Raw genomic sequence first — 25,441 nt, 5'->3', positions numbered from 1 at the left:
GCGGTTGCGGATGACCACCCGGCCTTCGGTGCTGTTCGCGGCGATGCTGATCGTCGCGCTGATCGTCTTCCTGCCGATGCGCCTGGCGCTGGGCATGACGGGACTGGCCGAAGAAGGGCTGAGCGCACGCCGGGTCGGCGGCACCATCTGGGGCGGCAGCATGATCGAGGCGCGGTTCGGTGACGTCGTGCTGGGCGATTTGCGCGTCTCGCTGTCACCGCTCGCGCTGCTGGTCGGTCGGGCGAAGCTCACCTTCGACGGGGCCGGGGCCGATGGACGTCCGATCGCGGGAACGGCGTCGATCAGCCGCCATGCGATGGGCATCGACGGCGTCACCGCCACTTTGCCCGCCGCCACGCTGTTCGCGCCGCTCCCGGTCACCACGCTCGCGCTGGAGGATGTGACCGTCAGGTTCCGCGACGGCGTCTGCGAGGAAGCGGGCGGCCGCGTCCGTGCGACCGTGGTGGGCGAGGCGGGTGGCCTGCCGCTGCCCCCGACGATGACGGGGACGGCACGGTGCGAGGCGGGCGCGCTGCTGTTGCCGATGACGGGGCAGGGGGGCACCGAGGGTGTCAACCTGCGCATCCGGCCCGACGGGCGCTATACCGCCGACCTGGTCCTGACGCCCGGCGATCCGGCGGCCGCGGCGCGGCTGGAGCAGCTGGGTTTCGTGGCCGCGACGGGGGGTGGATACCGACTTTCGGCAGAAGGGCGATTTTGACCGCTTGACGAAAGCGGGTGATCCCGTTTAGGGGCGCAAGCCTTCGCGGCGACCGTAGTTCAATTGGTTAGAGCGCCGGCTTGTGATGCCGGAAGTTGCGGGTTCAAGTCCCGTCGGTCGCCCCATTCTTTTTCGGCCATATCCTGGCCACGGCACCGGCCCTTCTCCTGCCCGTGTCCCCCCTAAATCCTCACCGATTGGGTGGCCGGGTCGTCAGACTCGGTCCGGTTCCGCTTTTGTCGGACCGAAGGACGAGCATGACGAACTGGGGTTTTCCCGATTTCGACGCGCATGAAGGCGTGCACCTGTTCACCGATCCCGCATCGGGCCTGCAGGCGGTCATCGCCGTGCACTCGACGCATCTGGGCCCGGCGGCGGGCGGCGCGCGCTTCTGGAACTACGGCACGCCCGCGCTCGCCATCACTGACGCGCTGCGCCTGTCGCGCGGCATGAGCTACAAGAACGCCATGGCGGGCCTGGCGCTGGGTGGCGGCAAGGGCGTGGTCCTGGCGGCCAAGCCGGGCGACGTCATCACCACCGCGCAGCTGGAAGCGTTCGGCCGCTCGGTCGAATCGCTCGGCGGTCGTTACGTGACGGCCGAAGATGTCGGCATGTCCGAGGAGCGGATGAAGGTCATCGCGACCCAGACCCGCTATGTCTCCGGCCTGCCGGTGGCGAGCGGTGCGGCGGGCGGCGACCCCGGCCCCTACACCGCACACGGCGTCTATCTGGGCGTGAAGGCGGCGGCCAAGCGCGGGCTGGGCGCGACCGACATGAAGGGCGTGCGCGTCGCGATCCAGGGCGTCGGCTCGGTCGGCGGCGGCCTTGCCAAGCTGCTGGCCAAGGACGGCGCGATCCTGACGATCGCCGACGTCAACCAAGCGCGCGCGGAAGCGATGGCGGCCGAACTGGGTGCAAGCGTTGCCCCGGCCGACGAGATCCTGTTCGCCGATGTCGACCTCGTCAGCCCCAACGCGCTGGGCGCGGTGCTGAACGCCGATTCGATCCAGCGGCTGAAGGCCAAGGTCGTCGCCGGTGGTGCGAACAACCAGCTTGCGACCCGCGAGGACGGCGCGCGCGTGGCGGACGCGGGCATCCTCTATGCCCCCGATTACGTCATCAACGCGGGCGGCATCATCAATGTCGGCCTGGAGTATCTGGGCCAGGGCGACGAAGCCGAGGTCATGGCGCGCATCGCCAAGATCCCCGAGCGTCTCGAGCAGGTGTGGCAGCGTTCGGCCGAGACGGGCCATCCGGCCTCGGACGTGGCGGACGAGATCGCGCAAGGCCTGATCGGGCGATAAGAGCCCCATGCTGCTGAGGCTCACGCCCCTCCCGTAAACGGGAGGGGATGGGGGAGGGCAAGCCACGGGCGACAGGCTCTGTGAGACTTCATGCCCTCCCCAAACCCCTCCCGCCTGCGGGAGGGGCTTATGAAAGAAGAGAGTGAGCCCCCCTCACTCACACCCATCGAAATTCCCGCGGCGATACCCGGTTGACGAACCGTCCCCCCACGCCCATTTGCCAATCGGATCAAAACCATCCGATTGGGAGTTCATGCGCCTTTCCAGCCTAGCCGATTATGCGGTCGTGATGATGACCGCCGCCGCACGCGAGGGCGTGGGCGGGCGGAGCAATGCGACCCTGCTGGCCGGGCAGACGGGCGTGCCGCTGCCCACCGCGCAGAAGCTGGTCAGCCGTCTGGCGGGCGCAGGGCTGATCGAGAGCACGCGCGGCACCGGCGGCGGCATCCGTTTGGCGCGTGATGCCGATGCGATCAGCTTGGCCGACATCGTCGAGGCGGTGGACGGCCCGATCGCACTGACCGCCTGTGTCGACGGGGCTGCGCACGATTGCAGCCTGGAAATGCAATGCCGCGTTCGTCCGCATTGGCATTTCGTCAATCAGGCGGTACGCGCCGCCTTTTCCGGGGTGACGCTTGCGACGCTCGCCGCCGATCCTGTTGAATCGCAAGTGATGGACGCGTCTGTGCGTCCGGGGGTATTCGCCTGATGGCTACGAAGAATGCAGAGGCGCTTGCCGCCGCCAACAAGAAGTATGAGTGGGGCTTCGCCACCGACATCGAGCAGGACTTCGCGCCCAAGGGGCTGAGCGAGGATACGGTTCGTTATATCTCGGCCAAGAAGGGCGAGCCCGAATGGATGCTCGACTGGCGGTTGAAGGCGTTTCGCCTGTGGCAGACGCTGGAGACGCCGGACTGGGCCAAGCTGAACATCCCGCCGATCGACTATCAGGACGCGTATTACTACGCCGAGCCCAAGGCGAAGAAGACGATCGCGTCGCTGGACGAGCTCGACCCCGAAATCCGCCGGACCTACGAAAAGCTGGGCATCCCGATCGCCGAGCAGGAAGTGCTGGCGGGCGTCGAGGGCGCGCGCAAGGTCGCGGTCGACGCGGTGTTCGACAGTGTCTCGGTCGCGACCACCTTCCGCAAGGAGCTGGAAGCGGCGGGCGTCATCTTCCGTTCGATCTCCGAGGCGATCAAGGAATATCCCGATCTGGTCCGCAAGTGGCTGGGCAAGGTCGTGCCGCAGCGCGACAATTACTTCGCGACGCTCAATTCGGCGGTCTTCTCGGACGGCACCTTCGTCTATATTCCCGAGGGCGTTCGCTGCCCGATGGAGCTGTCGACCTATTTCCGTATCAACGCGGAGAATACCGGCCAGTTCGAGCGCACGCTGATCGTCGCGGACAAGGGGGCTTATGTCTCCTATCTCGAAGGCTGCACCGCGCCGATGCGCGACGAGAACCAGCTGCACGCAGCCGTGGTCGAGCTGGTCGCGCTGGACGATGCCGAGATCAAATATTCGACCGTCCAGAACTGGTATCCGGGCGACGAGAACGGCGTCGGCGGCATCTACAACTTCGTCACCAAGCGGGCGCTCTGTCAGGGCAAGAACAGCAAGGTGTCGTGGACGCAGGTCGAAACCGGCTCGGCGGTGACGTGGAAATACCCGTCCTGCGTGCTGGCGGGCGACGGCTCGGTGGGCGAGTTCTACTCGGTGGCGGTGACGAACAATCGCCAGCAAGCCGATACCGGCACCAAGATGATCCACCTCGGCAAGAACACCCGCTCGACCATCGTGTCGAAGGGGATTTCGGCCGGGCGCTCGGACAACACCTATCGCGGCCTCGTCCGCGTGGCGGCGACCGCCGAGAATGTCCGCAACTTCACACAGTGCGACAGCCTGCTGCTGGGCGACCAGTGCGGCGCCCACACCGTGCCCTATATCGAGGTGAAGAACCCCAGCGCGCAGATCGAGCATGAGGCGACGACCAGCAAGATCAGCGAGGATCAGCTCTTCTATGCGATGAGTCGTGGTCTGGATCAGGAAGCGGCCGTCGCGCTGATCGTCAACGGCTTTGCGCGTGAAGTCTTGCAACAGCTCCCGATGGAGTTCGCGGTTGAGGCGCAGAAGCTGCTGGGGATTTCGCTCGAAGGGTCGGTTGGGTGATCACGTTTCTAGCATTGCAGCTGGCAGTTTTGTTGTCGAACGCGGACGAGGCATCCTTCAAAGACTACCGTATTTGTGTGCTGCAGAAAGTTTCGACCTCAGATTTGGTTGAACGCGATAGCCAAATTATTGAGGCGGCTAAAAAAGAGTGTGAGGACGACAGGCTCGCTGCTGCCATGGAAATGGCCGCGGATGATTTGGAGCGAGAAGGCGCCAAGAAACCGAAGGTTGACGCCGATGCTCGTATGAACGTGATGGAAAAGAAACTGACCGCTGATGCGCTGAACGCGCTCGTGGCCCGACGGACGAAAGCGCAATGATGCTGAAAATTGAAAACCTCCACGCCGAGATTGACGGCAAGCCGATCCTCAAGGGCCTGACGCTCGAGGTGAATGCGGGCGAAGTCCATGCGATCATGGGGCCGAACGGCGCGGGCAAATCGACGCTCGGCTATGTGCTGGGCGGGCGTCCGGGTTACGAAGTGACCGAGGGTTCGGTGACGTTCGACGGCATCGACCTGCTTGAGCTGGAGCCGAACGAGCGTGCCGCTGCCGGGCTGTTCCTGGGCTTCCAGTATCCGGTCGAAATTCCCGGCGTGTCCAACGTCCAGTTCCTGCGCGAGAGCCTGAACGCGCAGCGCGGGCAGCGTGACGAAAAGCCGCTGTCGGGCGGTGAGTTCCTGAAGCTCGCCCGCGCGCAGGCCGATGGGCTGGGGCTGAACCAGGACATGCTGAAGCGCCCCGTCAATGTCGGCTTCTCGGGCGGCGAGAAGAAGCGCAACGAGATGGTCCAGATGGGCATCCTGAACCCAAAGTTCGCAATCCTGGACGAGACGGACTCCGGCCTCGACATCGACGCGCTGCGCATCGTCGGCGACGGCATCAACCGGATCATGCGTGCGCCCGACAAGGCGGTGCTGCTGATCACCCATTATCAGCGGCTGCTCGACTATGTGCAGCCCGACCGGGTGCATGTGCTGGCCGATGGCCGCATCGTGCGTTCGGGCGGCCCCGAACTCGCGCATGAGCTGGAGCGCGAAGGTTATGCGGGCGTCGAGGGAGCCGCGGCGTGACGACCACGCTGGAACTCCCCTCGACCCGCCAGGAGGCGTGGCGCTGGGCCGATATCGACGCGTTGCGGCGTGCGGCGGGAAGCGAGCGGGTGCAGGCCGTGGCGGGGACGGATCGTTTCCTCGACCTGCCCGGCGCGCGGCTGTTGTTCGTGGACGGCGTGCTGGACGAGAGCGCCAGCAGCCTCGGCCCGGTGCAGCTGACCCAGATCGACGCGAGCGATCATCCGCTGGGCCGCCAGGCGCTCGGGCGCGGCTGGTCTTTGCGGCTGGAGCGCGATGCGGTCGCCGATCCGGTGCAGATCGTCCATGTCGCCAGCGGTGCGGCCAACCACCTGCCCGCCGAGATCGTGCTGGCTGAGGATGCAGCGGCGCAGGTCTATGAGACTTATGTCGGGCGCGGTTGGACCAACCGTCTGACGCGGGTTAAGCTGGCGGCGTCGGCGCGGCTGATGCGGGCGGTGCGGCTGTTGCAGGAAGACGGCTTCGTATCGTTGCGCGAGGAAGCCGAACTGGGCGAGGGTGCCAGCTTGACCGCAACTTTCCTGGCCGCCGGCAATATGGGCGCGCGGATCGACGGTGGGATCACCCAGACCGGCGACGGCGCCTATGCCGAATTCGGTGGCGCGCTGCTGACCAAGGGCGACCTCAAGCAGGAATGCGCGGTCGGCCTGCGCCATGCCGCGCTGAACGGCCAGAGCCACCAGTTGTGGCGCGCGGTCGCTGCGGACCGCAGCCAGGCGAGCCTTGCCGCGCGCGTCGAAGTGGCGCGTCACGCGCAGAAGACCGATGGCGAACAGTCGCTTCGCGGCCTGCTGCTCCAGCGGACGGCGACGGTGAACCTGAAGCCCGAGCTGGAAATCTTCGCCGACGACGTGAAGTGCGCGCATGGTGCGACCGTCGGTGAGCTGGATGGCCGCGCGCTGTTCTACATGCAGAGCCGTGGCATCCCGAAGCCGCGCGCGCAGGCGCTGCTGACCCGCGCTTTCGTGGCGGATGCGATCGACCGCATCAGCAACGAGATGGTGCGCGAGGCCTTTGCGGCGGATGCGGATGCTTGGCTGGAGGCGGCGCTTTGAGCCTCACTACCCAGATACTCCCTGCGCGCAGCGTGGGGAGGAATTGATGGCGGCGGCATCCCCCCTCGACCGGGTGGCCGACTTCCCCGCGATCCCGCAAGGCTGGGCGTATCTCGACACCGCCGCGACGGCGCAGAAGCCGCAGGCCGTGATCGACGCGATCACGCGCGCCTATGACACCAGCTATGCGACCGTGCATCGCGGCGTCTACCAGCGCTCGGCGGACATGACGGTCGCCTATGAGGCGGCGCGCGAGGCGACGGCGCGGTTTATCGGCGCGGGGTCGGCGAACGAGATCGTCTTCACGCGCGGCGCGACCGAGGGGATCAACCTGGTCGCGCAATGCTGGGCGGCGACGAACCTGAAGGCGGGCGACCGCATCCTGCTGTCGATGCTGGAGCATCACTCCAACATCGTGCCGTGGCAGATGGTCGCCGAGCGGATGGGCGTCGCGATCGACGTGCTGCCGCTGACCGCCGATCACCGCATCGACTTAGACGCGATGGCGCGGATGCTCAGCCCGGCGCATAAGCTGGTGTCGCTGGGCCATGTGTCGAACGTGCTGGGTTCGGTGCTCGACGGGCGGCGCTCGGCCGATCTGGCGCATCAGGTCGGCGCGAAGATCCTGCTCGACGGATGCCAGGCGGTGCCGCGCATCGCGGTCGATGTTAAGGCGCTGGATTGCGACTTCTACGTCTTTTCGGGCCACAAGCTCTATGGCCCAACCGGCATCGGCGTGCTGTGGGCGCGGCCCGAATTGCTGGAGGCGATGCCACCCTATCAGGGCGGTGGGTCGATGATCGACCGGGTCAGCTTCGAAAAGACGACCTATGCCCCGCCGCCGGGCCGGTTCGAGGCGGGGACGCCGCATATCGTCGGTGCGTTGGGGCTGCATGCCGCGATCGACTATGTGTCGGGCATCGGCCTGGACGCGATCCATGCCCATGAGGCGGCCTTGGTCGCCCAGGCGCGCGAGGGCTTGTCGGCGATCAACTCGGTGCGTTTGCTCGGTCCTGAGGATTCGGCGGGAATCGTCAGTTTCGCGGTCGAGGGGGTTCATCCCCACGACATCGGCACCATATTGGACGAGAGCCGGGTGGCGATCCGCGCAGGCCATCACTGCGCCCAGCCGCTGATGGAGGCGCTCGGTCTGCCCGCCACCGCGCGGGCCAGTTTCGGCGTGTATAACGGACCCGATGACGTCGCGGCGCTGGTGGATGGCGTCCGGCGGGTCACGAGGATTTTCGGATGAGCGATTTCAAGGTCGAGCAAGTGGACAGCGTCGCACCGCCCCCCAAGGCGCGCGTACAGGATCTGGTCGAGCCGCCGGTCCAGGACGCACCGGTGGAGCGGCAGCGCGACTATCTGTCGGGCTTCCTCTCGCAAAAGCCGACCGCCGACGATCCGACCCAGCCAGGCGGCGCCTTGTATGACGGCATCATCGATGCGCTGAAGGATATCTTCGACCCCGAAATTCCGGTCAACATCTATGACCTGGGGCTGATCTACGGCGTCGAAGTGACCGAGGGCGGGCATGCGGTCGTCAACATGACGCTGACCACCCCGCACTGCCCGGTCGCCGAGTCGATGCCGGGCGAGGTCGAACTGCGTGTCTCGGCGGTGCCGGGGATCGCGACGGCCGACGTCAACCTCGTCTGGGATCCGCCTTGGGACCCGCAAAAGATGTCGGACGATGCCAAGCTCGAACTGGGGATGCTCTGATCATGGCGACCACCCTGCGTCCGCGCCCCGCCGCGCTCAACCTGACGCCTTCGGCCGAGGCGCGTATCGCCGAGCTGATGGCGCGCGCGCCGGAAGGGGCGATCGGCGTCAAGCTGTCGACCCCGCGTCGCGGATGTTCGGGGCTGGCCTATTCGGTCGATTACGTGACCGAGGCCAAGGCGTTCGACGAGAAGATCGATACGCCGGGCGGGACGCTGTTCGTTGATGGCGGGTCGATCCTGTATCTCATCGGCTCGACGATGAACTGGGTCGAGGACGACTTCACGGCCGGGTTTGTGTTCCAGAACCCCAACGCCAAGGGCGCGTGCGGGTGCGGGGAAAGCTTTACGGTTTGAGGAGTCGGGGGGCGGCCTTCGACTTCGCTCAGGCTGAGCGGGGTTTGGGTATAGCCAACCTCATCCCAAGCCGTTCCTTGGCGAAGTCCGGGGCCCAGTTCCTATCGGGTTGAGATTACGGGAAGTCGCGGCGTGGGATGCAAATGTCTCGCGCCGCCGAGAGTGTGAGGCAACTGGACCCCGGCCTCCGCCGGGGTGGCGCTTCGGGTTGGATGGATCAAACTCCAGTACGGACCCGTGGCCCGTATACCCTCCGCTACCGGCTCAGACCCGGTGCTCCAGTTTCAAACTTGCGCCATCCCACTCCACCGCCAGATCACGATAATCCGCCACCGTCGCATGGGCGGTGTCCATCGAGTGACGATGCGTCTCGGTGATCACCACCACCGTCATCCCCGCCGCCTCTGCCGCCGCGATCCCGGCGGGGGCGTCCTCGAACGCCAGACAATTCTGCGGCGCGATGCCCAGCCGTTCGGCACCTAGCAGGAAGCCGTCGGGGGCAGGCTTGCTCCGCTCCGCATCCTCGGCCGTGACGAACACGCTTGGTAGTGGCAGGCCCGCCGCCTTCAACCGTACCTCCGCCAGCCGCCGCGGTGCGGAGGTCACGATCGCCCAGCGGTCGGGTGGCAGGGCCGCAAGGAAGGCCGCCGCGCCGCCGATCGGCACCACATCGTCCACGTCCAGCATCTCCGCTTCGGTCAGCGCATGCGCCTCGGCGACGGGATCGATATCGGGCAGGCCCAGCCGCCGGATCGTCTCCACCGACTGAACCCCGTGGATCGTCGGCAGGAACGCCGCGACGTCCAGGCCGTGACGCTCGGCCCATCTGGCCCAGGTGCGCTCGGCGGAGGCGATCGAGCTCAGGATGGTCCCGTCCATGTCGAACAGGAAGCCGCCAAAGGCGCGGGTCGGCAGGGCGTTGGTCATCGACTCTCCGGAAATAAGGGCCCCGCCACCGAAAGGGCGGCGAGGCGGGGGAGGCTCAGTTCGCCTGGAACACGCCGCAGGCCAGGCGGCCGCCGCTATTGCCACTGGGGTCAGTCTTCAGGTCGTCGGCCGCCGCATGGATCACGATCGCCGAGCCGTCGGCATCCAGCAGGCCCGCCATCGTCGCGCCGGGCAGGACGACGCCCAGCGTGCCGCGTCCGTCATTGCCGACGGTCATGTTGGGCATGTCGCCTTCATGCGGCCCCTGCGGGTTCATGCTGCCATGCTGGCGCTGTGTGGGGTTCCAGTGGCCGCCCGCCGTGGTGAAGTCGGGCGCGTCGCAACGGCCGACGGTGTGGACATGGACGCCGTGCATCCCGGCGGGCACGTTCATCGCGTCGAGCGTGATACGCACGCCGCCCGCGACCTCGGTCGCCATGGCGCGGCCGGCATCCAGGCCCGTGCCGGTCTTCAGCATCGCGGTCGCACTGGCGCCGTTCGGCATGGGGGAGCCCGTCTCCATCTTGTTCTGATCGCAGCCCGCAAGGCCCAGCGCGACGGTGCCGACGATCAGCAGCGTGAGATATTTCATGACGGAAGCTCCCTGTTGGATAACGATGGATCGCGGCATGTCACCCGCCGGTTCCGAGCGGCCAACGCATCACCGGTTCATAAGATGCACCGCCATGCCCCAGATGGCTTTGATAGAGGATCAGGTGTGGCATCGCGAAGGGCTCGCTCGACAACCCGGCATGGACCGCGCGCCAGCCGTCGATCTCGGGCGCGCGCCCGGCCGATCCGGGCAGGCGGGCCAGCGTGACATGCGGCTGATAGGCGCGTGATTCGGGCGGGAGGCCTGCGCGGACACAGGCCTGGTCGACCTTGCGATGCAGATGGGCCAGCGCGTCGTGCGGGCTGACCCCGGCCCATAGCGTGTCGACCCGGCCCCGGCGATCGAAGACGCCCACGCCCGAAATCCGCACGGTCGGCAAGGGCGCATGGACCTGGCCCAGCGCGGCGGCGACGTCTTCGGCGACCGGGCGATCCACTTCGCCGATGAAGCGCAGGGTGAGGTGGAGCTGGTCGTCATCCTGCCAGCGGGCCTGGGGAACGCCGTCCATCGCATCGGCGAGCAGGGCGCGAATGGCGGGCGGCGGGCGAAGGGCGACGAACAGGCGAACCATGACAAATCATGTCTATCACATTCCGTCTTCGTCACGGGAACCTCTCCCGCTTGAAAAGCGTCCCCAACAGAGCGATATTTCCAACAACCGGCATATGGCCGGTCAAAGGAGCAATAGTTCACCATGGCAAACTGGTCTGATCCACGGCCGAGCGCCGCGCCGTTCGGAACCACCGCCACCACGGGCTCGACCGCCTATGACGCGGGTCTGCGTTCGTACATGCTGTCCGTCTACAACTACATGACGTCGGGCGTGCTGCTGACGGGTATCGTCGCGCTGCTCTTCGCATGGGGTGGGCGTGAGAGTCTGGCCGCGCAGGTCTTCCTCAACGGCGGCGCGCTGAAGTACGTCATCATGTTCGCGCCGCTGGGCTTCGTGTTCGCGCTGAGCATGGGCGTCAGCCGCATGAAGACCTCGACGATGCAGATGCTCTTCTGGGCGTTCGCCGTCGTCATGGGCCTGTCGCTGTCGACCATCTTCCTGGTCTATAGCGGCGGTTCGATCGCAGGGGCCTTCTTCGCGACCGCAGCGGGCTTCGCGGCGCTGAGCCTGTACGGCTACACCACCAAGCGCGACCTGTCGGCCTTCGGCACCTTCCTGATCATCGGTCTGGTCGGCCTGATCGTCGCCAGCGTCATCAACATCTTCCTCCAGTCGGGGACGATGGGCCTGGTCATCAGCTTCATCGGCGTGCTGCTCTTCGCAGGGCTTACCGCCTATGATACGCAGCGTACCAAGTCGATGTATTACGAGGTGCGCGGCACCAGCATGCAGGACCGCGTGGTCATCATGTCGGCGCTGAGCCTGTACCTCGACTTCATCAACATGTTCATGTTCATCCTGCGTCTGACCGGTTCGAGCCGCGACTGATCGGGAAAAACGAGGTAGGACCTCGAAGGGCTCGGCGGACCGTCCGCCGGGCCCTTTTTCTTGGGTAAAAAAGGGGACGTGGCCATGCGCCTGTCGATCGATGTGACGCTCGACTATGTCCTGACGGACCCGGCCGATATCCTCCTCCAGATCGAGGCGGCGGCCACGCCCGACCAGCGGCTGGAGCAACAGTCTCTGACCATCTGGTCCGACCACGGCGTCACGGCGGTGGGGGGCGAGGAAGGGATCGGCCAGCGATGCTGGGTCCGCGCCGATCATGGGCTGCTGGCGAAATACCAGGCGATCGTCGCGATCGAGCGGCCGGTGGTACGGCTGGAAACGCTGGCGGCGACGCCGGCGCGGGGGCTCGGCGGGGCGTTGATCCCCTATCTGCTACCCAGCCGATATTGCGAATCGGACCGGCTCGAAGGTTTCGTGCGCCAGCGGTTCGGCGGCCTGTCGGGCGGGGCGATGGCGGCGGCGCTGGCCGACTGGGTCGCCACGCGGCTGATCTACCAGGCGGGCAGTTCCACCGGAGTGACCACCGCGCTCGACACCTTCGGCTCGCGGCGTGGCGTGTGCCGCGATTATACGCATTTGCTGGTCGCGCTGGCGCGGGCGGCGGAGATACCGGCACGCTGCGTCTCGGCCTATGCGCCCGGGGTCACTCCGCCCGACTTCCATGCGGTGGCCGAACTCTGGCTGGAGGGCGGCTGGCACCTGGTCGATGCCACCGGCATGGCGCAGGCGGACGAGATCGCCAGGGTCTGCGTCGGCCGGGACGCAACCGACATCGCCTTCATGACCGTGTTCGGCGAGGCGCAGCTTTGCGAGCAGCGGGTGGAGGTGACCCGGATCGATTGATGCGCCGGTCCGGCCCTCGCGGCGGATGGGGGCAGGAACGGTGCGCGTCATGGCTCGTTGTTCCTATCCACTGATGATGGGGAAGTGACATGAACGACAGCATCGACGATCGCGCGCTGGACAGCGTTTCCGTCGCGCCCGGCGGCGAACAGGCCGAACAGGGCAACCGCCCGCAGCCGCCCGAACAGCATGCCGGGCAGGACCCGGAGATTGCCGAGAAGCTGGATCGGAACCCCGAGGACGTCGACGCGCAGCTGGACGAAAGCCTGGACGAGTCGATGGACGCCAGCGATCCGCCCTCGACGACCCAGCCCGGCCGCGATGGGCCGGCACAGTCGTCGGGCTATAACGAAAATGATCGCTAAGGATTGACACGACGTGGGATCGAGGGTCGCTATCGGCCTTCGGTCCCCACGATCGTAAGAGCCTTACCGCTGGCCACACTATTCGTGACCAGCGCTGACACAGGGGATGGGTTGCCCCGTTGCGTCATCGCAACAAACGTCGCGATTGTGTCGTGATGCCCCTGATCTTCGCAAAATCCTTACCGCGATAACCGTTCGTCGCAATCTATGTTGCGGCGCGGCGGATTTCGTGTTCGTCTGTCTTTGCCGTTCAGCGTTGCGTTAACCAAAATGGCGCATGATGATCGGGTTGGTAAGATTGGGCGGGGTAAACGCAGATGGGATCGAGGAGCAAACCGGCCGAAGGTACGATGACATTGGCCGAAATGAAGGAATTTGCCGGGTTCGCGGCGGCGACGCAGCGTTATATCCGCCGCTCGCTGGATATCGGCCTGGACCGCGAGGATGCGATGGCGCGCTGGTCGCGTGACGTCGTCGAGGCGGCGAGTATCCGGGCGCAGGCGCGCCTCTATCGCAACCTGCCGGAAATCCGGCACCTGATCCCGGTCGATAGCGGCCTGGAATCGCTGGAGCCCTTCATGGCGCCGTTCGTCACGATCGCGGCGTTCGATCTGGGGCAGGGGCGGCTGACCAGCTTCTCGGCCTTTCGCTTCCTCTATGAACGCCTGATCGGGGCCGAGGTCCGACCGTGGCTGCCCTCGGTCTTCTGCGCAGCGGCGGCGCTGCCGCATCTGCACCCGGAATTGCGGCGCAAGCTGCTCCAGTCGATCAGCGAGGCGGCGGCGACCGCCGCAGGCTGGTCGAGCCGTCAGCCCGCCTTCTTCCCGCATTGGGTGGAAAAGGTCGACACGAACGGCACGTCGCTGGCCAACTGAGGAAGTGCGATGGCGGGTCGGGGGGCTCCGCCGTCGCGTCCCCGGGACCGCCTATGTCACCGGCACGCCCGCCAGCCCATCGAGCCGCGATAGGCCTGGTCGAGGTGGAAATGGTCGGCGTGCGCCGCATTATAGTCGGGCGACAGGGTCGTCGCGAATAGCTGACAGGCCTGGTCGCGCACCCGGCGCAGGAACTGGCCCGACGCACCTTGATCCTTCCAGTCGCGCAGCACGCTGATCCGTCGCCCGTCCGCCAGGCGGAAGCCCGCAATGTCGACGGCGTTGGCGCGGGCATGTTCGCTCCAGTCGCTGCTGCTGCGCCCGCTGATCCGGCGGCAATTATAGCTGCCCAGATGGTCGATCGCGACGACCTCGCTGCCCAGCAAGGCGCGGGCGGCGGGCTGCACCGCATCCCATTCCCATAGCGCCAGCGAGGCCGCGACCGGACAGGACACGCCCAGCGTCGCCGGGCGATAGCCGATCGCCCGCGCCCCGCCCGAGGTGAAGCGCACTGCATCGTCATAGCCGCATTGCGCCCCGTCCGTACGGGCGGGGAGCGCGGTATAGCGAATGCCAGCCCGGTCGAGCAGCGCCAGGCACTGCGTCCGGTCCTGGGTCAGCGCGGTCAGCTTGCGCCCGGTGAACATGCCCACCGGCTGGCCCAGGTCCAGCGGCGCCCAGGGTACGTCCTGCGGATGGCGACGCAACCAGCCCCATAGCAGCAGCGCCAGCATCGCCGTCACCGCGACCACCACCAACAGGGTCGTCCACCGCCGGAGCGCGCGCATCAGCCGCGCTTTGCGCACGCGACGGGTTCGGCGGTGATGGGATAACCCAGATCGTCGGGGATGCAGATCGATGCCACGCCGTTACGCTCCGCCTGGAAGGGGATGATCCGTCGGATCGGCCAGGCCCGTGCATCGGCGGCCGCCGAGACGAAATCGCGGTATAGCGCCAATCGTTCCAGCGTCCGGCGGGTGGGAAAGATGATGTGGATCGCGCCGCTATCGGCCTGGGCCAGTGCGTCGCGTGCGGTCGTCCAGATCGCCCCCACCGTCTCGGCCCCGTCGATCGTGGGGGTCGAGGCGTTTCGGGGCATCCTCGCCAGATAGAATCGCGCATCGAACCGCCGCACCGGCACATGTTCGGGACACCAGCGCGCATAGGGGATCAGGTCGTCGGGGGCGATCGCCAGGCCGTGGTCGGCTAGCGCCTGGGCAAAAGCCTGTCCCGCCGTCATTGCGGTACGCAGGCTGGCCAGAGCCACGGGATTGGGCGAGGGGGCGATCCCTACGGCAAGCCCGACCTCCTCGATCGTCTCGCGGATCGCGGCGACGCGTGCGGCCCAGTCATCGCGATCCCGTGCCTCGTCGGGTACGAGCAGATGGTCGCCGGGATCGACGCGCCCGCCCGGAAAGACCATGGCGCCGCCTAGAAAGGCCAGCGTCGCGCCGCGTTCGACCATCAGGATTTCGGGCAGCGTATCGGGGGCGGGCCCTTCGCGCATCAGGATCAGGGTGGCGGCGGGAATGGGATCGGGTGTCATCGACGGCTCAACGCATCAGCTCCGTCGCGGGAACCGGGCGTTCGTATCGCTGATGTGAGGGGGAAGCGGGGTGGTGGAGCTGAGGGGAATCGAACCCCTGACCTCTGCAGTGCGATTGCAGCGCTCTCCCATCTGAGCTACAGCCCCGCCCCGTGACCCGGCCATGGCCGGGAGCGACGCCATTAGCCCGAGCGCGGGGGCGACGCAACACCGCTTTGCCGCCGATCGGCAAAAAATTTCGACTGTCGTTCGACCCCTGCCGATGCTCCGTCCGTCGCGCGTGATGCGTTGGTAACGGAACAATGTCTCGATCTTCCTCATTGAAACACCCGGATGGCACGACCCGCCAGTCGAGCGGTGTCGGCCCCCGCAGGACCGAATTTCAGGAGGGTTTAGGATGGCTTACGACCGCTATTCCCGCGACGCCAATCGTGGCGACCGCGACTTCGATTATGGCCGGGACTACGGCTCCGGGCGGGATTACACCTATTCCAGCGCGCGCAAATATGACGCGGCCGGTGCGTTCGACAATGAGCGCAACGACGACGATCGCGATCAGGACAGCCGCCGCGGTTATGGCGCGCGTGACTATGGCCAGCAGGGCTATGGCCGCCAGGGCTATGACACCCAGAGCTATGGCCGCGACAACGACTATCCCTCGTCGCTCCAGGATTTCGGCGGCCGTTCCAACGAGGGGCGCTATGGCGAGGGCCGCTCGGGCGCATATGGCGCCTATCGCGGCAGCGAGGGCGGCTATGGTCGTGACCAGGACCGCGACGCCTATCGTGGTGGTGAGCGCAACTATGGCCGCAACGCGAGCTATGGCGATTCGTCGCGCGGCTATGGCTATACCGGCGACCGCTTCGGCCGCGACGATCGCCAGGAGCGCGGCGATTATGGTCGTCAGCAGCAGGGCCGTGACTATGGTCGCCAGCGGGGCGGCGATTATGGTCGCCAGCCGCAGGGCTACGACTATGACGATCGCGGCTTCTTCGCCCGCGCCGGGGACGAGGTCCGCTCGTGGTTCGGTGACGAGGAGGCGGAGCGCCGCCGCGAGGCCGATGCGCGCTTCGACGAGCGTCACTATGCCCAGCAGGATCACGACTATAACCACTGGCGCACCGGCCAGATCGCCGCGCTCGACCGCGATTACGACGAGTATCGCAGCGAGAACCGCACCAAGTTCCAGAACGAGTTCTCGACTTGGCGCACTGAGCGCGAAGGCCAGCGCGGCCTTCTGCTCAAGGTGAAGGAGCATCAGGAAGTCGTCGGTTCGGACGGCAGCCATGTCGGCACCGTCGACAAGGTTCGTGGCGACCGCATCCTGCTGACCAAGAACGACAAGGATGCGGGTGGCCAGCACCACTCGATCCCGTCGCGCTGGCTGAAGTCCGTCGAGGACAAGGTCACGCTGACCAAGACCGCCGAGGAGGCCAAGGCCCAGTGGCGCGACGAGGAAAATGCGCGCGCCATGTTCGGCGATCGCACCAATGAGAACGACCGTTACGGCCAGGCCAATCGTTACGGCCAGACCGGCACGAGCGGTCAATCGAGCGGTTACGGCCAGAGTGCGACCGGTACGACCAGCTCGGCACAGAATAACAGCGCGACGGGCAGCACGTCGACCACCGGCACGACGACCGGCACGGGCTCGACGACCGGTACGACCACCGGCATCGGCACCACGTCGAGCAGCACCTCGGACACCAGCCGGGGTTATTGATAAAGAAAAACGTCACGATCGAGTGACTTTTCTTGAAGGGCTCGGGTGGACTTCACCCGGGCCCTTTCCCATGTCTGCGGCTGTTGAATGATAAGGATATTGTGATGAAGGCTTGGACCCTGGCGGCACGCCCGAACGGCACCCCCGTGGCCGGTGATTTCGCCCTGATCGACCAGGCGCTAGCCGCGCTTGGCGAGGGCGAGGTGCGGATCGCCAATCGCTGGCTGTCGGTCGACCCCTATATGCGCGGACGGATGAACGACACGAAAAGCTATGTCCCGCCCTTCCAGCTCGGCGAGCCGATGCAGGGCGGTGCGATCGGCGAAGTGGTCGAAAGCCGTGCCGACGCCATCGCCGTCGGCACCCTGGTCAGCCACATGGCGGGCTGGCGCGACGAGGCGATCCTGCCCGCCGCCCATGTTCAGCCGCTGCCCGATCTCGGTGTCGATCCGCAGGCCTATCTGGGTCAGTTCGGTATGCCGGGCATGACCGCCTATTACGGCCTGCTCCATGTGGCCCAGGCCAAGCCCGGCGACACGGTGTTCGTCTCGGCGGCGGCGGGCGCGGTCGGCTCGACCGTGGTACAGATCGCCAAGGCCAAGGGGATGACGGTCATCGGTTCGGCCGGCGGCGCGGACAAGACCGCCTGGGTTCGCGAACTGGGTGCTGACAAGGTCATCGACTATAAGTCGGGGACATCGGTCGTCGATGCGCTGGGCGAGGCGGCGCCGGATGGCATCGACGTCTATTTCGACAATGTCGGTGGCGATCACCTCGACGCGGCACTGGCCCATGCCAAGCCCAATGCCCGCTTTGCGATCTGCGGCATGATCGACGTGTACAATGATGCCAAGCCGACCAGCCTGAAATATCTGGCGCGCCTGATCGGCAATCGCGTGCGGATCCAGGGCTTCATCGTCAGCGATTTCAAGGATCAGGCGGGCTTCTATCGCGACATGGCCGAGATGCTGGAGCAGGGCCGGTTGAAGCGCGAGGAAACCGTGTTCGAGGGCCTGGATCGGACGCCCGAGGCGTTCCTGGCGCTGTTCACCGGCGGTAACAAGGGCAAGATGCTGGTGAAGCTGTAAGGTCGAAGGGCACTTTTCGACTGTCGTCCCACCTGTGCGATGGCGTTCCGGGGGTGACCTGTGTTTAGCGACATTGCCCGCGACGGACCCTCCCCCGGCCCCCTCCCGCTTGCGGGAGGGGGAGCGCGCTTGGCGGGGTGGTTGGTCAAATGGCAAGGCGGGCCAAGCCGAATACGTCTCCGATCCTTAAATTGCCCCCGAAAACGTATCGCACTGCGCGGGATCGCCGGTTTCCATACCGCGCCGCAGCCAGCGCATCCGCTGTTCCGACGAGCCATGGGTGAAGCTGTCGGGCACGACCCGACCGGTGGATTCACGTTGCAACGTATCGTCGCCGATCGCGCGGGCGGCGGTCATGCCTTCCTCGACGTCGCCGGGCTCCAGCCGATCACGGTTCTTGGCCGCCCAGACGCCCGCATAGCAGTCCGCCTGCAACTCCAGCCGCACCGACAGGGCATTGCCCTGCGCCTCGCCCGCCGCCTGCTGCGCGCGGCGAACCTGGTCGGAGGTGCCGAGCAGCGTCTGGATGTGATGGCCGAATTCATGCGCGATCACGTAATTGCGCGCGAAGTCGCCCTTCGCGCCGAACTTGTTGGCCAGTTCGTCAAAGAAGCGGGTGTCGAGATAGATACGGCGATCCGAAGGACAGTAGAACGGCCCTGCTGCTGACGGAGCCGTCCCGCAACCCGACGTTACGCTGTTCGCACCCGGCCGGAAGAAACGCAGGCCGGGGGCCGAGAAACGCTGCCCATTGTCGGCGAAGATCTTTTCCCAGGTATTCTCCGCATTGCTAAACGCCTGGCAGGCTTCGCGGCGTTCGGGCGAGGCTTCACAGGTCTGGCGGGCCCCTTCCGAACCCGACGATCCCGCGCTCTGGGTCACGGGGGCATTGCCGCTGCCGCCACCGGTCAGCAGGCTCAAGGGGTTCATGCCGACGACCGCCAGGATGATCAGTACGACCACGATGCCGCCGCATCCGAACCGGCTGCCGATCAATGGCAACAGCCCGAATAGCAGGCCGCCGCCGCCGCCGAAGCCGCCGCCACCTCCGCTCTGTGCCTCGCCCACGTCGATGTCGTTGTCATAATCGTCGAGCCGCATGGCACCGTCACCCCTTTGTCGTCTTGTTCCCTTATCGGGCCCTTCGGCCATGAAACCCGCGAAGGGCAACAGCGGTTGCACGGGCGTGCATCTGTCCGCATGGTGCGGGCCTATCACGGGAGAATGGCATGTTCCTGAAGGGCAAGACCGCAGTGATCTCGGGCTCCACGTCCGGCATCGGCCTGGCCTATGCCAAGGCGCTGGCGGCCGAAGGGGCGGCGGTGGTCCTCAACGGCTTCGGCGATGCGGATGCGATCGAGCGGGATCGCGCCGCGCTGGAACGGGTGAGCGGCGCGCAGGCGCTGTACGACCCCGCCGACATGACCCGGCCCGAACAGATCGCCGCGATGATCGAGCGGGCAGCGGCGGAAACCGGATCGGTCGACATCGTCATCAACAATGCGGGTATCCAGCATGTCGCGCCGATCGCCGAGTTCCCGGTCGAGAAGTGGGACGCGATCATCGCGATCAACCTGTCCTCGGCCTGGCACATGATGCGCGCGGCGATCCCGCACATGCGGGCAAAGGGCTGGGGCCGGATCATCACCACCGCATCGGCGCACAGCCTGGTCGCCAGCCCGAACAAGTCCGCCTATGTCGCGGCAAAGCACGGGGTCGTCGGCATCACCAAGACGGTGGCGCTGGAGGTGGCGACCGACGGCATCACCGCCAACTGCATCTCGCCGGGCTATGTCTGGACGCCTTTGGTGGAGAACCAGATTCCCGACACGATGAAGGCGCGCGGCCTGACCCGCGAGCAGGTGATCGACGATGTGCTGCTCAAGGCGCAGCCGACCAAGGAGTTCGTGACCATCGAACAGGTCGCCGCGCTCGCCCTGTTCCTGTGCCGGGACGAGGCGAAGGCGATCACGGGGGCCAATTTGTCGGTCGATGGCGGCTGGACCGCCCAGTGACCGCAACATGGACGCGGTCGATCCTGGGGGTCGCGATCGCGCTGGCGGCGGTCGGCACGGCGGAGGCGAACCGCGCCGAGGAGGCGACCGACTGGCGGCTGGCGGCGACCGAGGATGACCGGGTTCGCCTGCGCAACTGGCGCACCGCCTGGGTCAAGGGAATTGCCCAGGCAAAGGCGGGCGGCGCGGCGGCGGAGGTTGCTGCATTGGGGTTGCTGGCGGACCCGGACTATTCGATCGCGGAGCCCAAACTGCCCGATGGCGACTATCGGTGCCGCACGATCAAGATGGGGACGCAAGGGCGCGCGGTCCTGACCTATGTCGCCTATCCCTATTTCCGCTGCCGGGTGTCGGCGGATGGCGCCAGTCTGACCAAGCTCGACGGGTCGCAGCGGCTGACCGGACGCATCTATCCCGACACCGATGCGCGCAGCGTCTTTCTGGGCACGATGGTCCTGGGCGACGAAGAACGGTCCTATGCCTATGGCCGCGACCGAGCCCGCGACATGGCGGGGGTGGTCGAGCGGATCGACGCCAATCGCTGGCGGATCGCCTTCCCGTTCCCCGCTTACGAGTCGGTGGTCGACGTGCTGGAACTGGTGCCGGTCCTCCCCTGAACGCTCACGCCATTGGCGTTGGCCGGTGCCGGTTGCACCGTGGCGGAGGCTGCGGGCGCGGCCGGGAGCGGCGGCAGCGAGGCGAGATAGGCCTTGCCGTTCTGCCCGACGATCGTCACCCGGTCGGCATTGGCCTGCGCCACCGCCTTTAGATAGGAGCGCGGCTTCTTCATCAGATCGGGGTGGTCGAGGCCGACCAGACCCAGCCGCCGTGCCGCTTCCTGCACGAAATGGACGCAGTTGCGCTGGTTGAGATTGTAATGCGAATCGCCGGTCTTCTCGTCCCAGGCGGCGACGAGCGCCAGGATGTCGGCATATTGCGCATCGGTCATGACATAGGAAAACTGCGCGTCACTGGTCGAGATGTAGAAGGGCTTGGAGATGTCCAACCGTCCCTTGACCGTACCCATCAGCAGCGCGGGCGAGATCGACCTGGCGGTGAAGCCGTAATTGGCATCCACTGGCGCGCCGTTCGCGTCGACCGTCCCGCGCAGCGAGAAGAAGGTATGCGGAAAGCTGTTGCCCAGTTCATGGCTCCAGAAGGTGATCGTCACCGCCGCCTGGGCAGGCAGGGCCCAGGCGCACATCAGGAAAAGAGCCGTGGCGGCGCGCATCAACATCGTCATGAGGGGCCTCATCATGCAGGTCCGGCTGCCACCCTGGCGGCGTTTTCCTTCTTTTCGGGGCGGATATAGATGGACGACAGGCTGGGCACCGCCCGGCGCAGATCGTCCTCCAATATCTCGATCATGGTTTCTGCCTCACCCATGGGGAGGCTGTCGACAAAATCCGCGCTGATCGCCGCAAAGATGCTGTCGGGCGCGGTGTGGATCGTGCGGACATGGTTGACGTGACTGATCCAGGGGCGCGCGGCGACGATGTCGCGGATCGTCTCGACCACCTCCGGGTCGGCGCGCTCGCCGATCAGCAGACCCTTGGATTCGCGGGCGAGCAGGATCGCGACAAGGCCCAGCACCAGGCCGATCAGGATCGAGGCGAGGCCGTCGATCCGCGCATCGCCGGTCTCGTGCGACAGCCACACGCCGAGTGCGGCGATCACCAGCCCGGCAAGTGCAGCCGAGTCTTCGAACAGCACGATGAACCCTGGCGGGTCCTTGGAATCGTGGATGGCGCGCCACCATCCGCTCTTGCCCTTGGTCCGCGCGAATTCGCGCACCGCGATGGTCCAGCTGGCACCCTCTAGCGCAAAGGCGATGGCAAGCACGATATAGTTGACGGTGGGATCGCGCAGCGGCTCTGGCGACTGGATGTGGCGCCAACCCTCGTAGATCGAGATGCCCGAGCCCAGCGCGAAGATCAGGATGGCGACCACGAACGCCCAAAAATACAGCTCGCGGCCATAACCGAACGGGTGGATCGCATCGGGCCCCCGCTTGGCGCGGCTCTGGCCATAGAGCAGCAGGATCTGGTTGCCGCTGTCGACGACGGAGTGCACGCCCTCGGTCAGCATCGAGGAGGATCCGGTGATCCCGGCCGCCACGAATTTGGCGACGCCGATCGCCAGATTGGCTGCCAGCGCGCCGTACAATACGATATTCTCGCGGATGCGCGCGGTCAGGCCGGTGTTGGGCATGGCCGATACAGCGTGTGATCGGGGCGGTTGTTCCGTTGGTTCAACAAAGCGTGATGGTGGGGGCCTCGTGCTGCCTTCCGTTCAGCCAAGAGATGCCCGGTCACATTTCGGGTGCGCATTTCGACTTCGCTCGGCGCGAACGGGGGGCTCGGTACTGCCCTCCGCCCGGCCTGAGCGAAGTCAAAGGCCGTGCGCGTGCCTCAGGAGGCGATCCGCCCCAGGCGGTGGTACAGGTGCGCGAATTTGATCGAGCGCGGGTCGTCGGCGACGCGCTTGACGTGCTCGGCAATGGCCTCCTTCATCAGGGCGAAGTCTTCGGTGGAGAAGACGGCGCGGCTGCGGCGCGGTTCGGTCGGCATGGCATTTTCTCCTTTGGTGCGTGGGACAGGGAGTGGAAGCCGTCAGGCGGCCTGGACGAACTGGGCGGCCTCGGTAGATTCGGCCAGCGCGGTGGTCGAGCTGTCGCCGCCCGCCGCGATTTGCGCGATCAGGTCGAAATAGCCGGTCCCCACCTCGCGCTGGTGACGGGTCGCGGTATAGCCATGCGCCTCGGCGGCGAACTCGGCCTGCTGCAGCTCGGAATAGGCGGCCATGCCACGATCCCGGTATCCGCGCGCCAGTTCGAACATGCCGTAGTTCAGCTGATGGAAGCCTGCGAGCGTGACGAACTGGAACTTGTATCCCATCGCCCCGATCTCACGCTGGAACCGGGCGATGTCGTCGCGGTCCAGATTGGCTTCCCAGTTGAAGCTGGGCGAGCAGTTATAGGCCAGCATCTTGCCCGGATGCTCGCGCCGGATCGCCTCGGCAAAGCGCCGTGCATCGTCCAGATTGGGCTTCGACGTCTCCCACCACAAAAGATCGGCATGGGGCGCGAAGGCCAGTCCGCGCCTGATGCAATGGTCGACGCCCGAGCCCGGCTTCAGGCGGAAGAAGCCCTCCGCCGTCCGCTCGCCGGTCAGGAACTCGCGGTCGCGCTCGTCCACGTCGGATGTGATCAGCCGGGCGCTTTCCGCATCGGTGCGCGCGCAGATGACGGTCGGCACGCCCGCCACATCCGCCGCCAGCCGGGCCGCATCCAGGTTGCGGATATGCGCGGCGGTGGGGATCAGCACCTTGCCGCCCAGATGGCCGCACTTCTTCTCCGACGCCAGCTGGTCCTCGAAATGCACACCCGCCGCGCCCGCCGCGATATAAGCCTTCATGATCTCGTGGCAGTTGAGTGGGCCGCCGAAGCCGGCCTCGGCATCGGCGATGATCGGCGCGAACCAGTCACGGGTCGCGCCACCCTCGGCATGTTCGATCTGGTCGGCGCGGGCGAGCGTCGCATTGATCCGCCGCGCCAGTTCCGGGCCGGCATTGGCGGGGTAGAGCGACTGGTCCGGATACATCTGCCCGGCGGTGTTGGCATCGGCCGCGACCTGCCAGCCCGACAGGTAGATCGCCTTCAGTCCGGCCCGCACCATCTGCATCGCCTGATTGCCCGACAGCGCGCCCAGCGCATGGACATAATCCTCGGACTTCAGCAGCTCCCACAATTTCAACGCGCCGCGCCGAGCGAGTGTATGCTCGACCGCGATCGACCCGCGCAGGCGTGCGACGTCGGCGGGGGTGTAGGGACGGGCGATGCCGTCGAACCGTCCGGCGGGGGCGGGGATCAGATCCTGGAAGCTGGGCATCGCATCGTCCTTTACAAATGGTCGCTTGTTGACGACGACTGTGCGCCGCATCGGCCAGTTGGCGAAGGGCGCATGGCGATCCGCTCGCGTCGCACGGTCGGAATTATGGGGGCGTGGCAAGTCGGGCTGTAAAGAATTGACAAGGCTTGTGCCCAAGCGCAGCTTTGCGTGGGAGGGGATGCGGGCCATGAACGCGACCAAGCTGATTGCCGGACATGCGGTGCGACGGGTGCGTCGTCAGAATGCATTGTCGCAGGCCGCGATGGCCGAGATGCTCGACATCTCACCCAGCTATCTGAATCTGGTCGAACGCAACCAGCGCCCGGTATCCGCCGCCTTGCTGGTGCGGCTGGTCGAGACATTCGACTTCGACCCGCGCACGCTGACCGCCGCGGCACCGGGGGGAGGGGCTGCGGCGATGCGGCGGCGGCTGGCCGATCCGATGTTCGCCGATCTGGAGATCGATCGCAGCGAACTGGAGGAATGGCTGGCGGCGGCACCGGGCGGGGCAGAGGCATTCGCACGCGTCTTCGACCGGCTCGGCGGGGCGGCGGGCGGCGCGGCCGACATGACGCCGACACCCGATCCGACCGTCCTCGTACGTCGCGAGATCGAGCGGTGGCGTAACCATTTTCCCGATCTCGATGCCGCCGCAGAGACCTTGGCCGACGAGTTGCGGCTGAACGCGGGCGACCTGTATGCGGCGCTCGCCGAACGGCTGCGAGTGCGTCATGCGCTCGCCATCCGGGTGCTGCCGGTCGATATCATGCCCGACCGGCTGACCCGGCTGGATCTTCATGCCCGGCAGTTGCAGCTGTCCGAAATGCTGGAGGCGCCGGGTCGCGTCTTCGCGCTGGCGGTGCAGGTGGCGCAGTCGGAGGCGCGGGGCGAGATCGAGGCGCTGGCGCGCGGCGCGGCCTTTGGCGACCGGATCGCCGAGCGGCTGTTCCGCCGTTACCTGGCACAGTATTTCGCCGCCGCGCTGGTCATGCCCTATGCCCGTTTCCTGCGCGCGTGCGAGGCGACGGGCTATGACCTGGCGGTGCTGCGCCGCCGGTTCGGCGTGTCGCACGAGCAGCTGGCGCACCGCTTGACCACGCTGAACCGCGTCGGTGCGCGCGGGCTGCCCTTTTTCATGCTGCGGATCGACCGGGCGGGGCAGGTGTCGAAGCGGCTGATCGGGGCCAGTGATCCCGGCCTGGCCGAGGCGGACGGTATCTGCCCGCTATGGGACGCGCTCGGCATCTTCGACCGGGCAGGCGATCCACCGCCGCAACGTGTGGCGATGCCGGACGGTACGCCGTTCGTGACCATCGCCCGCCGGGTCGACCATGCGGGGCGATCGTCATCGGGCGTGACCGCGCGGTTCGTGATCGTGCTGGGATTGGCGGGCGATCTGGCGAGCCAGCTGGCGGCTTTGCAAGGACTGGATCCGGCCGTCCGCGCGATACCGATCGGACCGGGATGTCGCCGCTGCCCACGCCCCGATTGCCCGCAACGCGCCGTGGCTGCGGCGGGACGTGCCCTGATCGTCAACGAACGGGAACGGGCCGTCGCGTCCTTGGCCTGCGCGGCCGACTGACGCTCCCCATTCTCGCGTCCTTCGGTGCGGCCGGGCGATATGGCGCTGTCAGGGCAGGAGAAATCTTTTTTACTAACCTTCATTAAATT

29 protein-coding genes and 2 tRNA genes are annotated in these 25,441 nt (G+C 66.5%); 20 read left to right on the top strand and 11 right to left on the bottom strand.

Going from position 1 to position 25,441, the window contains the following annotated elements:
* The first annotated feature begins 10 nt into the window (after positions 1-10).
* The 11 genes from SOM26_RS10320 to SOM26_RS10270 all read left to right on the top strand — a co-directional run bounded on the left by SOM26_RS10320 (position 11) and on the right by SOM26_RS10270 (position 8,423).
* Positions 11-721, top strand: coding sequence for a type II secretion system protein N (locus tag SOM26_RS10320; RefSeq protein ID WP_320452628.1), 711 nt, complete (start codon positions 11-13; stop codon positions 719-721).
* A 48-nt stretch (positions 722-769) separates the two neighbouring features.
* A tRNA-His gene (locus tag SOM26_RS10315) sits at positions 770-846 on the top strand.
* A gap of 132 nt (positions 847-978) precedes the next feature.
* Entirely contained in the window at positions 979-2,025 is a 1,047-nt protein-coding gene (locus tag SOM26_RS10310) for a Glu/Leu/Phe/Val dehydrogenase family protein (RefSeq protein WP_320452627.1), read from the top strand.
* Positions 2,026-2,278: 253 nt separating this feature from the next.
* Entirely contained in the window at positions 2,279-2,734 is a 456-nt protein-coding gene (locus SOM26_RS10305; RefSeq protein ID WP_320452626.1) for an SUF system Fe-S cluster assembly regulator, read from the top strand.
* Positions 2,734-4,197, top strand: a complete 1,464-nt coding sequence (gene sufB, locus SOM26_RS10300; RefSeq protein ID WP_320452625.1) for a Fe-S cluster assembly protein SufB — start codon at positions 2,734-2,736, stop codon at positions 4,195-4,197. Before SOM26_RS10305 ends, sufB begins: the two co-directional genes overlap by 1 nt.
* Positions 4,194-4,517: a hypothetical protein gene (locus SOM26_RS10295; RefSeq protein ID WP_320452624.1), complete on the top strand. Its 324-nt coding sequence runs from the start codon at positions 4,194-4,196 to the stop codon at positions 4,515-4,517. Before sufB ends, SOM26_RS10295 begins: the two co-directional genes overlap by 4 nt.
* On the top strand, positions 4,517-5,269 hold the full coding sequence (gene sufC, locus SOM26_RS10290; protein WP_320452783.1) for a Fe-S cluster assembly ATPase SufC: 753 nt from the start codon (positions 4,517-4,519) through the stop codon (positions 5,267-5,269). Before SOM26_RS10295 ends, sufC begins: the two co-directional genes overlap by 1 nt.
* Positions 5,266-6,345, top strand: a complete 1,080-nt coding sequence (locus SOM26_RS10285) for a SufB/SufD family protein (RefSeq protein ID WP_320452623.1) — start codon at positions 5,266-5,268, stop codon at positions 6,343-6,345. Before sufC ends, SOM26_RS10285 begins: the two co-directional genes overlap by 4 nt.
* Before the next feature lie 46 nt (positions 6,346-6,391).
* Positions 6,392-7,597: an aminotransferase class V-fold PLP-dependent enzyme gene (locus SOM26_RS10280; protein WP_320452622.1), complete on the top strand. Its 1,206-nt coding sequence runs from the start codon at positions 6,392-6,394 to the stop codon at positions 7,595-7,597.
* Complete coding sequence (locus tag SOM26_RS10275; RefSeq protein ID WP_320452621.1) at positions 7,594-8,067, top strand: SUF system Fe-S cluster assembly protein; 474 nt, start codon at positions 7,594-7,596, stop codon at positions 8,065-8,067. Before SOM26_RS10280 ends, SOM26_RS10275 begins: the two co-directional genes overlap by 4 nt.
* A gap of 2 nt (positions 8,068-8,069) precedes the next feature.
* Positions 8,070-8,423 (top strand): HesB/IscA family protein, encoded by a 354-nt coding sequence (locus SOM26_RS10270; protein WP_320452620.1) that lies wholly within the window; start codon positions 8,070-8,072, stop codon positions 8,421-8,423.
* 264 nt (positions 8,424-8,687) lie between these two features.
* Here the strand turns inward: SOM26_RS10270 and SOM26_RS10265 are convergent, their stop codons facing one another.
* From SOM26_RS10265 to thpR, 3 genes are read right to left on the bottom strand one after another with little or no spacing between them, the layout of a single operon-like run.
* Positions 8,688-9,350, bottom strand: coding sequence for an HAD-IA family hydrolase (locus SOM26_RS10265; protein WP_320452619.1), 663 nt, complete (start codon positions 9,348-9,350; stop codon positions 8,688-8,690).
* A 55-nt stretch (positions 9,351-9,405) separates the two neighbouring features.
* Positions 9,406-9,942 carry a superoxide dismutase family protein gene (locus tag SOM26_RS10260; RefSeq protein ID WP_320452618.1) on the bottom strand — a complete coding sequence of 179 codons (537 nt, stop codon included), beginning with the start codon at positions 9,940-9,942 and terminating at the stop codon, positions 9,406-9,408.
* Positions 9,943-9,982: 40 nt separating this feature from the next.
* A complete protein-coding gene (gene thpR, locus SOM26_RS10255; RefSeq protein WP_320452617.1) occupies positions 9,983-10,534 on the bottom strand; it encodes an RNA 2',3'-cyclic phosphodiesterase in 552 nt (183 codons plus the stop codon).
* A 123-nt stretch (positions 10,535-10,657) separates the two neighbouring features.
* Here thpR and SOM26_RS10250 point away from each other — a divergent pair, with 123 nt between their 5' ends.
* The 4 genes from SOM26_RS10250 to SOM26_RS10235 all read left to right on the top strand — a co-directional run bounded on the left by SOM26_RS10250 (position 10,658) and on the right by SOM26_RS10235 (position 13,508).
* On the top strand, positions 10,658-11,404 hold the full coding sequence (locus SOM26_RS10250; RefSeq protein WP_320452616.1) for a Bax inhibitor-1/YccA family protein: 747 nt from the start codon (positions 10,658-10,660) through the stop codon (positions 11,402-11,404).
* Between the two features lie 84 nt (positions 11,405-11,488).
* On the top strand, positions 11,489-12,268 hold the full coding sequence (locus SOM26_RS10245; protein WP_320452615.1) for a transglutaminase-like domain-containing protein: 780 nt from the start codon (positions 11,489-11,491) through the stop codon (positions 12,266-12,268).
* A gap of 89 nt (positions 12,269-12,357) precedes the next feature.
* The gene (locus SOM26_RS10240) at positions 12,358-12,633 is read left to right on the top strand and encodes a hypothetical protein (RefSeq protein WP_320452614.1); all 276 of its coding nucleotides are present in this window, start codon (positions 12,358-12,360) and stop codon (positions 12,631-12,633) included.
* Between the two features lie 317 nt (positions 12,634-12,950).
* Entirely contained in the window at positions 12,951-13,508 is a 558-nt protein-coding gene (locus SOM26_RS10235; RefSeq protein WP_320452613.1) for a hypothetical protein, read from the top strand.
* A gap of 56 nt (positions 13,509-13,564) precedes the next feature.
* On the opposite strand, the gene SOM26_RS10230 is transcribed toward SOM26_RS10235, so the two are convergent.
* From SOM26_RS10230 to SOM26_RS10220, 3 genes are all read right to left on the bottom strand, one after another.
* Positions 13,565-14,296 (bottom strand): extensin-like domain-containing protein, encoded by a 732-nt coding sequence (locus tag SOM26_RS10230; protein WP_320452612.1) that lies wholly within the window; start codon positions 14,294-14,296, stop codon positions 13,565-13,567.
* Positions 14,296-15,054, bottom strand: coding sequence for an NUDIX hydrolase (locus SOM26_RS10225; RefSeq protein WP_320452611.1), 759 nt, complete (start codon positions 15,052-15,054; stop codon positions 14,296-14,298). The genes SOM26_RS10230 and SOM26_RS10225 overlap by 1 nt, the downstream gene beginning before the upstream one ends.
* A 71-nt stretch (positions 15,055-15,125) precedes the next feature.
* Positions 15,126-15,201 (bottom strand) — tRNA-Ala (locus SOM26_RS10220).
* Between the two features lie 250 nt (positions 15,202-15,451).
* On the opposite strand from SOM26_RS10220, the gene SOM26_RS10215 reads away from it, so the two are divergent.
* Entirely contained in the window at positions 15,452-16,777 is a 1,326-nt protein-coding gene (locus SOM26_RS10215; RefSeq protein ID WP_320452610.1) for a DUF2171 domain-containing protein, read from the top strand.
* 104 nt (positions 16,778-16,881) lie between these two features.
* Positions 16,882-17,865, top strand: coding sequence for an NADP-dependent oxidoreductase (locus SOM26_RS10210; protein WP_320452609.1), 984 nt, complete (start codon positions 16,882-16,884; stop codon positions 17,863-17,865).
* Positions 17,866-18,051: 186 nt separating this feature from the next.
* On the opposite strand, the gene ypfJ is transcribed toward SOM26_RS10210, so the two are convergent.
* A complete protein-coding gene (gene ypfJ, locus SOM26_RS10205; RefSeq protein WP_320452608.1) occupies positions 18,052-18,966 on the bottom strand; it encodes a KPN_02809 family neutral zinc metallopeptidase in 915 nt (304 codons plus the stop codon).
* Positions 18,967-19,094: 128 nt separating this feature from the next.
* On the opposite strand from ypfJ, the gene SOM26_RS10200 reads away from it, so the two are divergent.
* A complete protein-coding gene (locus SOM26_RS10200; protein WP_320452607.1) occupies positions 19,095-19,880 on the top strand; it encodes a 3-hydroxybutyrate dehydrogenase in 786 nt (261 codons plus the stop codon).
* Positions 19,877-20,497 carry a DUF4893 domain-containing protein gene (locus tag SOM26_RS10195; RefSeq protein WP_320452606.1) on the top strand — a complete coding sequence of 207 codons (621 nt, stop codon included), beginning with the start codon at positions 19,877-19,879 and terminating at the stop codon, positions 20,495-20,497. Before SOM26_RS10200 ends, SOM26_RS10195 begins: the two co-directional genes overlap by 4 nt.
* On the opposite strand, the gene SOM26_RS10190 is transcribed toward SOM26_RS10195, so the two are convergent.
* The 4 genes from SOM26_RS10190 to aceA form a co-directional block, all read right to left on the bottom strand.
* Positions 20,449-21,123 (bottom strand): hypothetical protein, encoded by a 675-nt coding sequence (locus SOM26_RS10190; protein WP_320452605.1) that lies wholly within the window; start codon positions 21,121-21,123, stop codon positions 20,449-20,451. The two genes, SOM26_RS10195 and SOM26_RS10190, sit on opposite strands and share 49 nt — an antisense overlap.
* Positions 21,124-21,134: 11 nt before the next feature.
* Complete coding sequence (locus SOM26_RS10185) at positions 21,135-22,091, bottom strand: cation diffusion facilitator family transporter (protein WP_320452604.1); 957 nt, start codon at positions 22,089-22,091, stop codon at positions 21,135-21,137.
* 200 nt (positions 22,092-22,291) lie between these two features.
* Positions 22,292-22,450, bottom strand: a complete 159-nt coding sequence (locus SOM26_RS10180) for a hypothetical protein (protein WP_320452603.1) — start codon at positions 22,448-22,450, stop codon at positions 22,292-22,294.
* Between the two features lie 42 nt (positions 22,451-22,492).
* Entirely contained in the window at positions 22,493-23,890 is a 1,398-nt protein-coding gene (gene aceA, locus SOM26_RS10175; RefSeq protein WP_320452602.1) for an isocitrate lyase, read from the bottom strand.
* A gap of 67 nt (positions 23,891-23,957) precedes the next feature.
* Here aceA and SOM26_RS10170 point away from each other — a divergent pair, with 67 nt between their 5' ends.
* A complete protein-coding gene (locus SOM26_RS10170) occupies positions 23,958-25,352 on the top strand; it encodes a helix-turn-helix domain-containing protein (RefSeq protein ID WP_320452601.1) in 1,395 nt (464 codons plus the stop codon).
* Positions 25,353-25,441: the final 89 nt, after the last annotated feature.

Origin of the sequence: Sphingomonas sp. CFBP8993 (assembly GCF_034044895.1) — a bacterium.
Lineage (GTDB): Bacteria > Pseudomonadota > Alphaproteobacteria > Sphingomonadales > Sphingomonadaceae > Sphingomonas.
Note: the sequence above shows the minus strand (reverse complement) of the source record. Positions and strands in the feature narration are given on the sequence as shown.